Below are 14,857 nucleotides of genomic sequence, written 5' to 3' on the forward strand. Positions count from 1 at the left end.
CGGGCGCGTTCCCGGCGCGTCGCGACACAGTCGGCCACCTCTGCGGCGCGTCGGGAGCGATGTGCTAGCAGGCGACCTACCCTGCGCACGTGGAGCCGCATCTCCTGGCCGAGGCCGGGAACAAGGGCAAGGACGGACGCGGGGACGAGGTCCCCGCCGCGTTCCGGGCCGCCCTGGACGCGCTGGCGGGCGTCCGCGCCCGCCCGGAGATCGTCCTCGAGCACATCCCGGCTCCCCAGCGGCTGGCCCCGTACGCCCACGCCATCGGCGCGTCGGTGAGCGAGCGGGACGGTGACGAGGACGTCGAGATCGCCAGCGCGCGGTTCATCGTCCTGCACGACCCGGCCGGCCACGAGACCTGGCACGGGACGACGCGGTGCGTCGGCTACCTCTCGGCCGAGACCGACGAGGAGCTCGTCGACGACACGATGTTCTCCGAGGTCGCCTGGAGCTGGCTCACCGACGCGCTGGCCGAGACCGGGGCCGAGCACACGACCGTCGGCGGCACCGTCACCCGCACGGCCTCGACGCGGTTCGGCGAGCTGGCCGGACCCGAGCACTCGGTGGACGTCGAGATGCGCGCCTCCTGGACCGCGGGCGACACCGCACTGGACCAGCACCTGCAGGCGTGGCTCCAGGTCCTGGCCAACGCGGCGGGCCTCCCGCCCCCGGGGGTCCATCTCCTCGGGGAGGGCGGGAGAGGCGCCGACCGGTCCGGCGGCGAGACTCTCTAACATCGGTCCCGGCGCGCGGGCTCCCGCTCCGCGACCGACCGACGAGGACCGGCGAGAAGGTGGACGGCAACTGAGCACCGAGCCCACTCCTGGTGCGGAGGAGCCGACCCCGGAGGCGCCCGCCGAGGAGTCCACCGCCGTCCCGCTGCTCGCCCCCCGCGACGGGCTGCCCCCGGTCATCGAGAACTCCACCCAGCTCGTCGAGTACGCCGAGGCGCTGCGCTCCGGGACCGGTCCGGTCGCCGTCGACGCCGAGCGCGCCTCGGGCTACCGCTACGGGCAGCGCGCCTACCTGGTGCAGCTGCGCCGCAACGGCTCGGGCACCGGCCTGGTCGACCCCGTCCCGCTGCCCGACCTCTCCGGGCTGCAGGACGCGATCGGCGACGCCGAGTGGGTGCTGCACGCCGCCAACCAGGACCTCCCCTGCCTGGCCGAGATCGGCATGGTCCCCCGCCGGTTGTTCGACACCGAGCTGGCCGCCCGCCTCGCCGGCCTGCCCCGGGTGGGGCTGGGCGCCGTCGTCGAGTCGCTGCTGGGCTTCTCGCTGCAGAAGGGCCACTCGGCCGCCGACTGGAGCACCCGACCGCTGCCCGAGGAGTGGCTGGTGTACGCCGCCCTGGACGTCGAGGTGCTGGTCGACCTGCGCGACGCGCTGGCCGCGATCCTCGAGGAGCAGGGCAAGACCGAGTGGGCCCGCCAGGAGTTCGAGGCGATCCTGGCCGCCGGCCCCGCCGCACCCCGGGTCGACCCCTGGCGCCGCACCTCCGGTGTGCACGGGCTGCGCAGCCGCCGTCAGCTGGGCATGCTGCGCGCGCTGTGGGAGGCCCGTGACGAGCTGGCCCGCCGCCGCGACGTGGCCCCGGGCCGGGTGCTGCCCGACTCGGCGATGGTCTCCGCGGTGCAAGCCGACCCGAAGAACGAGGGCGCCCTGCTCGAGCTGCCGGTGTTCCGCGGCCGCGCCAACCGGCGCCTCGTGGCCCACTGGTTCCAGGCGCTGGTCCGCGGCAAGGAGATCCCCGAGGACGAGCTGCCCCCGCACAGCCGGACCGGTGACGGTCCTCCCCCGGTGAACCGGTGGGCCGACCGCGACCCCGCGGCGGCCACGCGGCTGCAGGCGGCCCGTGCGGGCCTGGCCGAGGTGGCCGAGAAGCACTCCGTCCCGGTGGAGAACATCGTCTCCCCCGACCTCGTGCGCCGGCTGATGTGGCACCCACCCGAGCCGCGCGAGCGCGACACGGTGGTGACGGCGCTGCGGGCCGGCGGGGCGCGCGAGTGGCAGATCGGCCTCACCGCCGACCTGCTCACCGACGCCGCCACCCGCGCCTGACCTCGCGCGCCGCCACCCTCGATCGCCCGCCTCGGGTCCCACGGGAGCCGCCGTACGGCCACGGAGCCGCGGTGCACGGCGGCTGCGACGTCGCGGGGCGGCTCTCGCGGGCCGGATCAGCGGAACGTGCGGGTGAGGCTGTCCATCGAGCGGTTCACCGAGGCGATCACGGTCACGCCTGAGCGCCGTCCACCCGTTCGGGCTGGGCGGCGTCGGCGCGCTCCCCGAGCTTCGCGCTCCACTCGGCGATCCGGCGGGCGACGTCCTGCTCGGTCAGCCCGACGTCGGCGAGGACCTGGCCGCGGCTGCCGTGGTCGAAGAACTGCTGCGGGAGGCCGAGCGCGCGCACCGGCACGTCGACGTCGCGGTCCTGCAGCGCCTGGGTGAGCGTGGTGCCGACTCCCCCGGCGCGGCCGCCGTCCTCGACGGTGACCACGAGCCGGTGCGCGGACGCCAGCTCCACGAGCTCGTCGGACACCGGCAGCACCCAGCGCGGGTCGACGACGGTGACGTCGATGCCGTGGTCGGCGGCGCGCTCGGCGGCGGCCAGGCACAGCGGCACCATCGAGCCGACGGCGACGAGCAGCACGTCCCGGGTCGCCCCGCGACGGAGCACGTCGACCGGCCCACGGCGCTCGAGCGCGGGCAGGTCCGGCGGGAGGACGCCCTTGGGGAAGCGGATCACCGAGGGACCGTCGGAGATGTCGACGGCCTCGCGCAGGGCCTCGCGCAGCGTCGCCTCGTCGCGCGGGGCGGCCAGGTGCACGCCCGGCACGATCGAGACGATCGACATGTCCCACATGCCGTTGTGCGAGGCGCCGTCCTCACCGGTCACGCCGGCGCGGTCGAGCACGACCGTCACCGGCTGGCGGTGCAGGGCGACGTCCATGAGGAGCTGGTCGAACGCCCGGTTGAGGAACGTCGAGTAGACGGCGACGACGGGGTGCATCCCGGCCATCGCCAGGCCGGCGGCCGAGGTCAGCGCGTGCTGCTCGGCGATGCCGACGTCGAAGGTCCGCTCGGGGAAGCGCTCGCCGAAGGCGGCCAGGCCGGTCGGGTGCAGCATCGCGGCGGTGATGGCCACGACGTCGGGGCGCTCGGTGCCGACCCGCACCAGCTCGTCGGAGAACGCGTCGGTCCACGGGCGGCCGGTCTTGCGCACGCTGGCGCCGCTGTCCGGGTCGAAGATGCCGGTGGCGTGCCAGGCGTCGATCTGGTCGGTCTCGGCCGGCGCGTAGCCGAAGCCCTTGGTGGTGACGGCGTGCACGATGACGGGCCCGCCGAAGTCCCGCGCCCGGCGCAGCGCCGACTCCATGGCCTTGGTGTCGTGGCCGTCGACGGGGCCGACGTACTTCATGCCGAGGTCCTCGAACATGCCCTGCGGGGACAGGACGTCCTTGAGGCCCTTCTTGATCGCGTGCAGCGCGTCGTACAGGGCGGTGCCGACGACGGGCGCCCGGTTCAGGGTCTGCCGGACCTGGAGCAGCGCGTTCTCGTAGCCGGGGCGCAGCCGCAGGGTGGCCAGGGCGTCGGCGACGCCGCCGATGGTCGGCGAGTAGGAGCGGCCGTTGTCGTTGACCACGATGACCACGGGGCGGTCCTGCGCGGCGGCGATGTTGTTCAGCGCCTCCCAGGCCATGCCACCGGTCAGCGCGCCGTCGCCGATGACGGCGACGACGGGGCGGGAGTCGCCGCGGATGGCGAAGGCCTTGGCCAGCCCGTCGGCGTAGGACAGCGACGTCGACGCGTGGCTGTTCTCGACCCAGTCGTGCTCGCTCTCGCTGCGGCTCGGGTAGCCGGACAGCCCGCCGCGCTGTCGCAGCCGCTCGAAGCCCTCGACCCGGCCGGTGAGCATCTTGTGCACGTAGGACTGGTGGCCGGTGTCAAAGACGATCGGCTCGCGCGGGCTGTCGAACACCCGGTGCAGCGCGATGGTCAGCTCGACGCAGCCGAGGTTGGGGCCCAGGTGCCCACCGGTCTTCGCCACGCTGGTGACCAGCGCGTCGCGGATCTCGGCGGCGAGGACGGGGAGGTCTTCAGGGCGGAGGGCCCTGACATCGTCCGGGCCACGGAGCGATCGCAGGAGCGGCACGTCGCGGCTGGTCCTCTCTGGCGTGGGATGGCACGGCGCAGGAGGCCGCCGCCGCTCAACCGTACTCGTGTCCTGCGGCTTCGACCCCGTGAGCAAGATCCCGTGCAGCCGCCTCCTCCGGGAGGGCGGAGGAGGCGGCCGGCACAGGAGGGGCGCGATCAGCGCCCGGCGGACCGGCGTCCCCGCGAGGCCAGCGCGTCGATGACGACCGCCAGCAGGAGGACCGTGCCGGTGATGATGTAGCGCAGCGCCGAGGACAGGTTGAGCAGGTCCAGGCCGTTGGCGATGGCCCCGATCACCAGCGCACCGAGCAGTGCGGAGTACATCCGGCTGCGCCCACCGAAGAGGCTGGTGCCACCGATGACCGCCGCGGCGATGGCGTTGATCAGGGTGTCGGCCGCGCCGGAGCTCTGGTTGGCGAAGCCCAGCCGCATCGCGGCCACCGTGCCGCCCACCGCGGCCAGCATCGAGGCGATGGCGAACACCGAGGTGCGGAGGGCGTCGACCTTGATGCCGGCCCGCCGGGCCGCCTCGATGTTGCCGCCCACCGCGAAGACCGCGCGGCCGTACCGGGTGCGGCGCAGCACGTACTCGACGAGGGCGAGGATCGCGACGAAGACCACGAAGATCCACGGCACGCCGCGGTCGATCGACAGCTTGGCGACGACGGCGAGCAGCACGGCCAGGAGCAGCAGCGCCTGGGCCACGGGCACCCACACCGCGCCGACCGGCAGCCCCGCCCGGGTGCGGCGGGAGCGGGTCGCGAGCTTCGCGGCGAGGAACAGCACCGGGAGGACGACGGCCAGGCCGTAGGACTGCCAGTCCGCCAGGTAGGAGAACCGGCCGAACTGCTGCAGCCCGCCGCTGGGCGGCAGGTTGATGGTGCCCTGCGAGCCGAGCACCTGGAGCTGGGCGCCCTGCCAGACCAGCAGGCCGGCCAGCGTCACGATGAACGACGGCACCCCGAGCTTGGTGAAGACCAGCCCGTGGATGGTGCCGATCACCAGGCCGCCGGCCGCGGCGGCCAGCAGCGCGACCACCGGCGGCAGGCCCTCGTTCACGTTCAGGACGGCGAGGATGGCCGCCGCCAGCCCGGAGACCGAGCCGACCGACAGGTCGATCTCGCCGAGGAGCAGGACCAGCGTCACGCCGGTGGCGATGATGCCGACCGCGGCGATCTGCAGGCACAGGTTGACCAGGTTGAACGAGTTGAGGAACGTCGAGTTCAGCGACTGGAAGACGATGACGATGACGGCCAGGCCGATGACGACGGGCAGCGACCCGAGGTCGCCCCCGCGCAGACCGGCCAGCCGCTCGCGGAGCATCTGCTTGGGCTGCTGCGGTGCGGCGTCCGGGACGGGGACGGCGGGGTCCATCGCCGCCGCGTCGGCCGCGCTGTCGGTGGAGGTGGTGCTCATGCCTGGTTCCCCTCGGTACCGGCGGGCGCGGCGGCCGAGCGGCCGGCCACGCGGGCGGCCCGCTCGCTGACGACGTTGGTGTCCGCACCGGTGATGGTGGCGACGAGCTGCTCGCGGGAGACGTCGGCCATGTCGAAGCGGCCGGCCACGCGGCCCAGCCGCAGGACGACGGCGCGGTCGGCCACGGCCATGACATCGGCCATGTTGTGGCTGATCAGCACGACGCCCAGGCCCCGCTCGCGCAGCCGCTCGACCAGGTTCAGCACCTGCGCGGTCTGGGCGACGCCGAGGGCCGCCGTCGGCTCGTCGAGCAGCACGACCTTGGGCGACCCGAGCAGCGCGCGGACGATCGCCACCGACTGACGCTGACCGCCGGACAGCGAGGCCATCGGGATGCGCACGCTGGGCAGCTTCACCGACAGCTGCTCGAGCAGCTCGACGGTGCGGCGTTCCATCTCCGGCTCGTCCAGGGCGACGCCGCGGGTGAGCTCGCGGCCGAGGAACAGGTTCGCGACGACGTCGAGGTTGTCGCAGATGGCGAGGTCCTGGAAGACCGTGGCGACGCCGTGGGCCGACGCGGCGGCGGGCGTGCCGATCGAGACCTCGCGGCCCTCGATCCGGTAGCTGCCCTCGTCGGCGGGGCCGGCGCCGGACATCACCTTGACGAGGGTGGACTTGCCCGCGCCGTTGTCGCCGACGAGGGCGACGACCTCACCGGCCCGGACCTCGAAGTCCACGTCGGAGAGGGCGCGGACGGCGCCGAAGCGCTTCTGGATGCCGGTGAGGGACAGCAGGCTGGTCCCCACCGGCGGGGTGTGCGGCTCAGTGCTGAGCACGTCGGCGCTCACGCGGTTCCTCCTGGTGGTGCGGGGTGGTGGGGGTGCCGGGACGACCGGCGCCCCGTGGGCCCGGGCGGATGCCCGGGCCCACGGGGCAGGGGGTCACTGCAGGGTCACTGCAGGCCGATGGCCGCGCACGCGGCGGCGTAGTCGGCGGTGCAGATGTCCTCGACCGTCCAGAAGCCGTCGGCCACGACGGTGTCGGCCACGTTCTCCGCCGTGACGGCGATCGGGTCGAACAGCGTGGACGGGACGTCCATCTCGCCGTTGTTCACGGTGGTGTCGCCCTCGACCTCCTCGCCCTGGGCCAGCGCGACGGCGACCTCGGCCGCCTTCTCCGCCTCGGGGGCGATCGGCTTGTAGACGGTCATGTACTGCTCACCGGAGACGACCCGCTGGATGCCCGCGAGCTCGGCGTCCTGACCGGTCACCGGCGGGAGCGGGTTGATGCCCGCGGTCTGCATGGCGGAGATGGCGCCACCGGCCGTGCCGTCGTTGGCGGCGTAGACGCCGACGAAGCCGGTCGGGCCGAGGTCGGCGATCTGCCCGTCCATGAAGGACTGCGCGTTCTCCGGCTCCCAGTCGGGGGTGAAGAAGTCCTCGCCCTCGGGCTGGAGGGTGAAGCCGGACTCGTCGAAGACGTTGTGCGCGCCCTCGTTGAACTGCTTGGCGTTCGGGTCGGTCGGGCCACCGTTGATCATGACGATGTTGCCGCTGGTCACGCCCTGCTCGGTGAGTCGGTCGACGAGCGCCTGCGCCTGGGTCTCGCCGACGGTGACGTTGTCGAAGGAGACGTAGTAGGCGACCTCGGCGTCGCTGATCGAACGGTCGTAGGCCACGACCGGGATGTCCTTCTCCTTGGCGGTGGCGGCGATGTTGGCCGCCGCGTCGCCGTCGACCGGGTCCAGCACGAGGACGTCGGCGCCGTTGTTGATGGCCGCCTCGGCCTGCGACTGCTGCTGCGAGGCGTCCTGGTTGGCGTTGCTGTACAGGACCTTGCAGGTCTGGTCGCTCGGGCACTCGTCCTCGACCGCGGCCTCGAACAGGGGCCGGTCGAAGCTCTCGTACCGGGTGGTCTGGGACTCGGGCAGCAGGAAGGCGATGTTCAGGGTGTCGTCGTCCCCACCACCTCCGCCACCCTCGCTGTCGCTCTCGCAGGCGGTGACGGCGAGTACCGCCGTCAGAGCCAGGCCCAGGGCCGCGCCTCGACGCTTGTCCACGGAAACTCCTCGATGAGTCGGAAGACGAAGGGCGCAAAGGTGATGCACCGCACGAGACGGTCGACCTTCTGCCTGGACTTGTCAATACGACATCGAGATGTCACCGGATCGAGACCTGTGATGTCGGTAGTTGACAGAAGTACGACCGGCCCCGACCATCACCGACCATGGGGAACCAACCGTGGCTGGCTGACGTCACGGGCCCCCCACGCCGTCTGGTCCAGGCCCTCCGCCTGGCCGGGCCGGCCACCCGCGCCCAGCTGGTCGAGCACACCGGGCTGTCCCGCGCGACGGTCTCCGGCTACGTCGCCGAGCTCGTCGACCGCGGCCTCGTCACCCCCGCCGACCCCTCCGGGCAGCTGCCGACGGGCGGCCGGCCGGCCAGCCTGGTCCAGCTCACCCGCCGCGCCGGTGTGGTGGTCGGCGTCGACATCGGCCGCACCCACGTACGGGTCGCCGTCGGAGACCTGGCGCACGAGGTGATCGGCGAGCACGTCGCCTCGGTGCCCGTGGTCGACCTGGGTGCCGACGCGGTGCTCGACACCGTGGCGGCGCAGGTGCGCGCCCAGCTCGACCGCGTGGGCGCCGGGACGGCCGACGTCGTGGGCATGGTCGCCGGCCTGCCGACACCGGTGTCCGGCGACACGGAGGCGGGTGACGGCATCGTCGTGAAGTCGAACATCCTGCCGAACTGGTCGGGCACCGTTCCCGCGGCCGAGTTGCGTGAACGGCTGGGCCTGCCGGTACTGGTCGACAACGACGCCAACCTGGGCGCGCTGGCGGAGTCCCGCTGGGGGGCCGGCGTCGGCTCCCGGTCGACGGTCTATCTGAAGCTCGCCACCGGCATCGGCGGCGCACTGGTCCTCGACGGCTCGCTGCTGCGTGGCGTGTCGGGCACGGCGGGCGAGATCGGGCACGTCAGCCTCGACCCCGACGGCGACCTCTGCCGCTGCGGCAACCGCGGCTGCCTGGAGCTCAAGGCCGGGGGCAGCGCCCTGCTGCGCGCCGTCCGGACCGCCGCCCCGCACCTGGCGGACCTGCGCGCGCTGGTCGACGGCGCGATCGAGGGCGACCAGGCCTGCCGGCGGCTCGTGGCCGACGCCGGCACCTACGTCGGCGTGGTCCTGGGCGGGCTGGTGAACACGTTGAACCCCGACCGCATCGTCGTCGGGGGCGAGCTCGGCACCGCCGGGGACCTGCTGGTCGAGCCGATGCGGCGGGCGCTGGCGCAGTCGGCGATCCCCTCGGCCGTCGAGTGCCTGAGCGTGGTGCCCGGCAGCCTCGGCGGACGCGCCGAGGTGCTCGGAGCCCTCGCGGCGGCCCTGAGCGAGACCGACCGCCTCGCCGCCTGAGACCACCCGGGGGTCCGCTTGCTGCGGCCGGGCCCCCGGGTTCCCTCACCTCCGCTCACCGCGCGAGGCACCCGCCGCCGCTCAGAGCCGCGGCACCCACCGCTCGCCCCGCAGCGCCCCGGCGACGACCTCCACGCCGCGGGCGGCCGCCACCAGCCGGGCGCCCTCCCGCTCGTAGGCCCGCATCGCGGCCTCGATGGCCTCCACCGGCAACTGGTCGGCCAGCTCGACGCGGACGGTGCGCCAGCCGGCGCGGGCCGCCTCGAGCCCCGCGGCGACGTGGTCGGAGGCGAAGCGGGCGAGCAGCACCGGGTAGCGGCGCAGCACCTCGTGCGCCCGGTAGTCCGGCGGGACGAGGTCGTAGAGCCAGGCGACCGCGGTGCGCTCCCAGTCGGGCGCACCCGGCGGACGCACCTCGTCCGGCCAGCCCGGCGGCACCGTCGCGTCCACCGCACCAGTCTGCCGCACGATCGAACAAGCGTTCGATCCGCCTCGCCGTCCGCAGTGGGTCGCTGCGCACGGGTGCGCCGACGTCGCGCACCGCGACCTCTGGCGCGCGGCGGGAGCAGCGGCTATCGAGCTTCCTGCACGACGCTTTCCGCACCCGCCGCCGTCCTCCCCCAGGAGCAGCCGTGAGACCCCGACTCCCCTCCCCCGGCCCGGAGCCGTCGAGCGCCCCCGAGGTCCGCATCCTGCTCAACCGCCACGTCCCGATGAGCCGTGGCAAGGCCTGCGCCCAGGCCGTGCACGCCGCGCTCCGCGCGTTCGACGTCCCGCACGGTCGGGTGGTCGTCCTCGACGGCACGAGCGACGAGGTCGCCGCGATGCCCGTCGTCATCCACGACGCCGGTCTGACCGAGGTCGAGCCGGGCACCATGACCGCCGGCGCGACGGTGCTCGGGTGACCCCTGCCGCCGGCGACGGCAGGACCGTCAGGAACCGACCTGGCGCTTCAGCCAGAACTGCTCGAAGCCCCAGGTGCCCGCGCCGCTGGAGTGGTAGCTGACCAGCTCCCACCCTTCGGCGCCGAGCTGGTTGAGCACCGTGCTGGTGTCCCCCTGCTGGCGTTCCGACGAACCGCCGGGGAGCTTGACGCTCACGCCGGCCCGCTGCGACTCCGCGTCGTTGGCGGTGATGACCGAGGCGTATTCCCACATGGGCACCCCTGCACGGTAGCGAGTGGCCTCCCGGCGACCCGACCGGCCTCCTCAGACCTGGAGCGAGAAGACCGGGAAGAGCTGCATCTTCCAGCCGGCGGCGACCAGCAGCGCGGCGGCGGGGAGGAGCAGCAGCGCCCGTCGCCGGTCCTGGCCGGCTCCCGCACCGGACGGCGGGGTGAGCAGGACCAGTGCGGCCAGGCCACCCATGGTCGCCAGGGCCCACCACCGGCGGTGGTCGATGCCCGCGCAGGACAGCAGGCCCGCGACCACCACCGCCGAGGAGAGGACCGCGACGAACCGGCGGTCCCGCAGCGCGCCGCCCATCAGCTGCCAGACCAGGCCGAGTGTCAGGGCGGCGACACCGCCCCACATCAGCGTCGTCGCGACCACGGTCAGCGGGTCGAGCAACGAGTAGTAGGCGGTGAGGTTGTCGAGGAACCCGTAGCGCAGGCGCAGCACCGACGTGTGGTCCGGCACCAGCGCGCCGGGCGGCGGGACCCCGGCGGCCGCCGCCTCCGCGGTGGCCCGGTCCACCGCCGCCGCCCGAGCGGGCCGCACCGCGCTCAGCAGCGCCACCGCGGCGGCAGGGATCAGTGCCGCACCCGTCGCGAGCACCCGGGCACGCCGCGACGGGACGCAGCGGGCCAGCGCGAGGACGGCGACCGGGGCGACCACCAGCAGGAGGAACTCCTGGGTCGCCGTAGCGACCCCGCACAGCGCGGCCACCAGCCCGACCGCGAGCGGTACCGGCAGCCGGCGCCACGGCAGGCAGGCCAGCAGCGCCAGGACGGCGAGCCCCACCGAGTCCGGCCGGCCCAGGTCGCGCACCGGCAGGGACAGGGTGAGCGGCGAGACGACGACCGCCGCCGCCACCGCGATCCCGCCGGACACCGACCCGGCCCGGCGGCCGAGGGCGACGGCGAGCGCGAGCACGCCGGCCACCGCGGCCAGAGCCAGCACGGTGGCGGCCAGGACGGCCTCCCCGCGGTCGGGCGGGCGTCCGAGCACCCAGCGCAGCAGCTGACCGGGCAGCCCGCGCCGGACGAAGCCGTCGCCGTAGTCCAGCCAGTACTGCGGGAAAACGTAGGGCGTCAGCGGGAACGGGCGGTCCAGGCGATCGACCAGGTACCACGCGGCGCGGGCGAGGACGACCAGTGCACCCGCTGCCAGCAGCGCGGCGGTGAGCACGCGCGCCACGGCGGGCGCGGTGCGGGCCCGGGTGACGTCTGCGACGGGCGCCGTCATCCTCCGGACGGGGCCGGTCCGGCCGGGACCAGCAGGGCGACGCACTCCACGTGCTGGGTCATGGGGAAGGCGTCGAAGCCGCGGAGGCCGGCCAGCCGGTAGCCGGCCTCGCCGAACGCGGCCACGTCCCGGGCCAGCGCCGCCGGGTCGCAGGCCACGTAGACGACGGCGCGCGCACCCGTGCCGGCCAGCAGCCGGCTCACCGCCTGCCCGGCACCGGCCCGTGGCGGGTCCAGGACGACGACGTCCGGCGGGCCGCCCAGCTCCTCGAGCAGCTCGCGCAGCCCCTCGGCATCGACGTCGCCCTGCCAGACCTCGGCGTGCGGCAGGTCGGCGAGGTTCGCGTCCGCGGCGGCGCAGGCGGCTGCGTCGGACTCGACGCACACCACCCGGCCGGTCTCTCCCACCGTCGGCGCCAGCGCGCCGCCGAACAGACCGGCACCGGCATACAGGTCCAGCACGGTCTCCCCGGGACGGACGGCGGCGAACTCCGCGACCGCCCCGACGAGGGCGTCCGCGGCGGCGGGGTGCACCTGCCAGAAACCGGTGCCCTCGACCTCCCAGTCCCGCCCGCCCGCGCGCCGTTCCGCCCGGGTGACCGGCTCCTCGGGCAGCTCGCCGCCGGGGCGCACCACGCGGCTCGACGTCGGCCGCCCGGTGCGGTCCAGCCGGCTCGTGGTCACCGCGCCCGCGGAGTCGATCGAGACGTCGACGGCGCCGGCGCCAGGCCACGACCGGCCCAGCACGGCCTGCGCAGCCGGCTCCACCGTGATCGGGCAGTCGTCGAGGACGACGACGTCGTGCGAGCGGTGCCGGCGCAGACCGGGCGCGCCGTTCCGGTCGACGGCGAAGCGGGCACGGGAGCGCCAGCGCAGCGGTCCGCCCGGGAGCTCCTCCACGACCACCGCGACGTCGTCGAGCCCGGCGAGGCGGGCCAACTGCTCCCGGACCACCGCGGCCTTGAGCCGGCGCTGCTCGGCGGGGTCGACGTGCTGCCAGTCGCAGCCGCCGCACCTGCCGGGCCCGCTGTAGGGGCAGGGCCGCTCCACGCGGGCCGGCGACGCCTCCAGCACCTCGATCGCGTCGGCCCGGCAGAAGCCGGGATGGCGGTCCTCGGTCACCCGTACCAGGACGCGCTCATCGGGCAGGCTGTGCCGGACGAAGACGACCCGCCCCTCGTGCCGGGCCACGCAGTGGCCGCCGTGCGCCACGGGCCCGACCGTCACCTCGAACTCGGTGCCGACCCAACCCAGGCCTTTCGGCCCCGCCGCAGGGTCCCGCCGCGAGCCCGTGCGGCCCCGTCCGGAGGCTCGCTCCGAGCCTGCGAGGGGTGAGGGGGACGGGGTCCTTCTCGGGGGGCGGCGGGGTCCTTTCTCAGCCATAGGGCGTCACGTCGGCGTCGTCGGTCATCCCGCGCCGGAGGTCCCCCGGCGCGGGACCGTCGCCGACGTCCCGGCCCACGGAGCTCTCCAGCTGCCACGGCACGGTCGTGATCATCACGCCCGGCTGGAACTGGAGCCGGGCCCGGAGCCGCAGCGCGCTCTGGTTGTGCAGGACGTTCTCCCACCAGTGGCCGACGACGTACTGCGGGACGAAGACGACGACCAGCTCGCGCGGGCTGCCCCGGCGGATGTTCTTGACGAAGTCGACCACCGGCCGGGTGATCTCGCGGTACGGCGACTCGACGACGGTCAGCGGCACGGGGATGTCGAACTTGTCCCAGTCCAGCTGCAGCTGGCGGGTCTCGGCGTCGTCGACGTTGACCGTCAGCGCGGTGAGCGCGTCGGGGCGGGTGGCGCGGGCGAAGGCGAGCGCGCGCAGCGTCGGCTTGTGCACCTTGGAGACCAGGACGACGGCGTGCACCTTGCTGGGCAGCATGCGGGAGTCGCTGTCGGGGACGAGCTGGTCGGAGACGTGCGAGTAGTGCTTGTTGATGGACCGCATCAGCACGAAGAGGATCGGCATCGCCACGAGCACCAGCCAGGCACCGTGGGTGAACTTGGTGACCACGATGATCACCAGGACCGTGGTGGTGAGGGTCCCGCCCACGGTGTTGATGATCTGCGAGCGGCGCATGCCGCGCCGTACCGCGACGTCCGAGGTCGCCCGCATCTCGCGGTTCCAGTGCCGCACCATGCCCCACTGGCCGATGCTGAAGCTGGTGAAGACGCCGATGATGTAGAGCTGGATGAGCCGGGAGACGTCGGCGTCGAAGGCGACGATGAGCAGGATCGCGAACCCGGCCAGCAGCAGGATGCCGTTGCTGAACACCAGCTTGTCGCCGCGGGTGTGCAGCTGCCGGGGCATGAAGCGGTCCTGCGCGAGCACCGAGCCCAGCAGCGGGAAGCCGTTGAACGCGGTGTTCGCCGCGAGGATGAGGACCAGCGCCGTGGCGGCCTGGATGCCGAAGAAGCCGATCGACGTGTCGCCGCCGAAGACGGCCGCGGCGATCTGCGCGATGACCGTGCGCTGCGGCTCGGTCCCGCAGTTCGCGAAGCCCTCGAGGTCGCAGGGGTGCTCGACGTACTTGACGTCCGACAGCAGGGCCAGGGCGGTCACCCCGGCGAACATGGACGCCGCGACGCCGCCCATCAGGGCCAGCGTGGTGGCGGCGTTGCGGCTCTTCGGCGGCTTGAACGCCGGGACGCCGTTGGCGATGGCCTCGACGCCGGTCAGCGCGGTGCACCCGGAGGCGAAGGCGCGGAGCGCGAAGAACAGCAGGGCCAGGCCGGCCATGTTCGTGTGCTCGGGCTCCGGGGTGATCGAGTAGCCGGCCGTCTCGGAGACCAGCCCCTCGTCGCTGAACCACCAGCGGATCAGCCCGGTCACGATCATGATCCCGATGCCGGTGATGAACAGGTACGTCGGGGCGGCGAAGGCCTTGCCGGACTCGCGCAGGCCGCGCAGGTTGGCCGCCGCCAGCAGCGCCACCAGGCCGACGGCGATGAGCACCCGGTGCTCGTCGAGCGACGGGAACGCCGAGATGATGTTGTCCGTGCCCGCCGAGACCGACACCGCCACGGTCAGCACGTAGTCGACGAGCAGTGCGCTGGCGACGACCAGCGCCGCGAACTGCCCGTGGTTCTTCATCGCGACCTCGTAGTCGCCGCCACCCGAGGGGTAGGCGTGGACCACCTGCCGGTAGCTGAGGACGACGGTGCCCAGCAGCAGCACGACGCCCACGGCCAGCCACGGCGCCAGGTACAGGACCGCCGTCCCCGCCAGGGTCAGGACGATGAGGATCTCCTGGGTGGCGTAGGCCACCGAGGAGAGCGGGTCGCTGGCGAAGATGGGCAGCGCGTACCGCTTGGGCAGCAGGGACTCGCCGAGGCGGTCGCTGGGCACGGCGCGGCCCAGGACCAGCCGTTTGGGGAGATGTCCGAGGTCGGACAGCGTGGGCACGGCGGCGATGGTACGGAGCGCGGGGTGCCGATGGCCGCCGCCGGACTGTTCTCCTGCTCACGCGGGTG

Annotated in this window: 13 protein-coding genes; 4 read left to right on the top strand and 9 right to left on the bottom strand. The window is 74.0% G+C overall.

Going from position 1 to position 14,857, the window contains the following annotated elements; all coding sequences use genetic code 11:
* Nucleotides 1-89: 89 nt before the first annotated feature.
* On the top strand, nucleotides 90-734 hold the full coding sequence (locus BLS70_RS01680; RefSeq protein WP_091763767.1) for a DUF3000 domain-containing protein: 645 nt from the start codon (nucleotides 90-92) through the stop codon (nucleotides 732-734).
* Nucleotides 735-912: 178 nt separating this feature from the next.
* A complete protein-coding gene (locus BLS70_RS01685; RefSeq protein WP_255362208.1) occupies nucleotides 913-2,061 on the top strand; it encodes a ribonuclease D in 1,149 nt (382 codons plus the stop codon).
* Between the two features lie 172 nt (nucleotides 2,062-2,233).
* Here the strand turns inward: BLS70_RS01685 and dxs are convergent, their stop codons facing one another.
* From dxs to BLS70_RS01705, 4 genes are all read right to left on the bottom strand, one after another.
* Nucleotides 2,234-4,153 (bottom strand): 1-deoxy-D-xylulose-5-phosphate synthase, encoded by a 1,920-nt coding sequence (gene dxs, locus BLS70_RS01690; protein ID WP_091763768.1) that lies wholly within the window; start codon nucleotides 4,151-4,153, stop codon nucleotides 2,234-2,236.
* A 158-nt stretch (nucleotides 4,154-4,311) separates the two neighbouring features.
* Complete coding sequence (locus tag BLS70_RS01695; protein ID WP_091763769.1) at nucleotides 4,312-5,571, bottom strand: sugar ABC transporter permease; 1,260 nt, start codon at nucleotides 5,569-5,571, stop codon at nucleotides 4,312-4,314.
* On the bottom strand, nucleotides 5,568-6,419 hold the full coding sequence (locus BLS70_RS01700; RefSeq protein ID WP_255362163.1) for an ATP-binding cassette domain-containing protein: 852 nt from the start codon (nucleotides 6,417-6,419) through the stop codon (nucleotides 5,568-5,570). The genes BLS70_RS01695 and BLS70_RS01700 overlap by 4 nt, the downstream gene beginning before the upstream one ends.
* A 104-nt stretch (nucleotides 6,420-6,523) precedes the next feature.
* Complete coding sequence (locus tag BLS70_RS01705) at nucleotides 6,524-7,630, bottom strand: sugar ABC transporter substrate-binding protein (protein ID WP_091763770.1); 1,107 nt, start codon at nucleotides 7,628-7,630, stop codon at nucleotides 6,524-6,526.
* Between the two features lie 167 nt (nucleotides 7,631-7,797).
* On the opposite strand from BLS70_RS01705, the gene BLS70_RS01710 reads away from it, so the two are divergent.
* Complete coding sequence (locus BLS70_RS01710; protein ID WP_091763771.1) at nucleotides 7,798-8,982, top strand: ROK family transcriptional regulator; 1,185 nt, start codon at nucleotides 7,798-7,800, stop codon at nucleotides 8,980-8,982.
* Between the two features lie 81 nt (nucleotides 8,983-9,063).
* Here the strand turns inward: BLS70_RS01710 and BLS70_RS01715 are convergent, their stop codons facing one another.
* Nucleotides 9,064-9,432, bottom strand: coding sequence for a hypothetical protein (locus tag BLS70_RS01715; RefSeq protein WP_091763772.1), 369 nt, complete (start codon nucleotides 9,430-9,432; stop codon nucleotides 9,064-9,066).
* Between the two features lie 182 nt (nucleotides 9,433-9,614).
* Between BLS70_RS01715 and BLS70_RS01720 the strand changes: the two genes are divergently transcribed.
* A complete protein-coding gene (locus BLS70_RS01720; RefSeq protein ID WP_255362164.1) occupies nucleotides 9,615-9,887 on the top strand; it encodes an aminoacyl-tRNA hydrolase in 273 nt (90 codons plus the stop codon).
* 27 nt (nucleotides 9,888-9,914) lie between these two features.
* Here the strand turns inward: BLS70_RS01720 and BLS70_RS01725 are convergent, their stop codons facing one another.
* From BLS70_RS01725 to BLS70_RS01740, 4 genes are all read right to left on the bottom strand, one after another.
* Nucleotides 9,915-10,139 carry a DUF4177 domain-containing protein gene (locus tag BLS70_RS01725; protein ID WP_255362209.1) on the bottom strand — a complete coding sequence of 75 codons (225 nt, stop codon included), beginning with the start codon at nucleotides 10,137-10,139 and terminating at the stop codon, nucleotides 9,915-9,917.
* A 51-nt stretch (nucleotides 10,140-10,190) separates the two neighbouring features.
* Nucleotides 10,191-11,387 (bottom strand): hypothetical protein, encoded by a 1,197-nt coding sequence (locus BLS70_RS01730; RefSeq protein WP_091763774.1) that lies wholly within the window; start codon nucleotides 11,385-11,387, stop codon nucleotides 10,191-10,193.
* Complete coding sequence (locus BLS70_RS01735; RefSeq protein ID WP_369406204.1) at nucleotides 11,384-12,640, bottom strand: class I SAM-dependent RNA methyltransferase; 1,257 nt, start codon at nucleotides 12,638-12,640, stop codon at nucleotides 11,384-11,386. Before BLS70_RS01735 ends, BLS70_RS01730 begins: the two co-directional genes overlap by 4 nt.
* A gap of 121 nt (nucleotides 12,641-12,761) precedes the next feature.
* A complete protein-coding gene (locus BLS70_RS01740) occupies nucleotides 12,762-14,789 on the bottom strand; it encodes an APC family permease (RefSeq protein ID WP_091763776.1) in 2,028 nt (675 codons plus the stop codon).
* Between the last annotated feature and the right edge of the window lie 68 nt (nucleotides 14,790-14,857).

It is taken from the genome of Blastococcus aurantiacus, from assembly GCF_900102425.1.
GTDB lineage: Bacteria > Actinomycetota > Actinomycetes > Mycobacteriales > Geodermatophilaceae > Blastococcus > Blastococcus aurantiacus.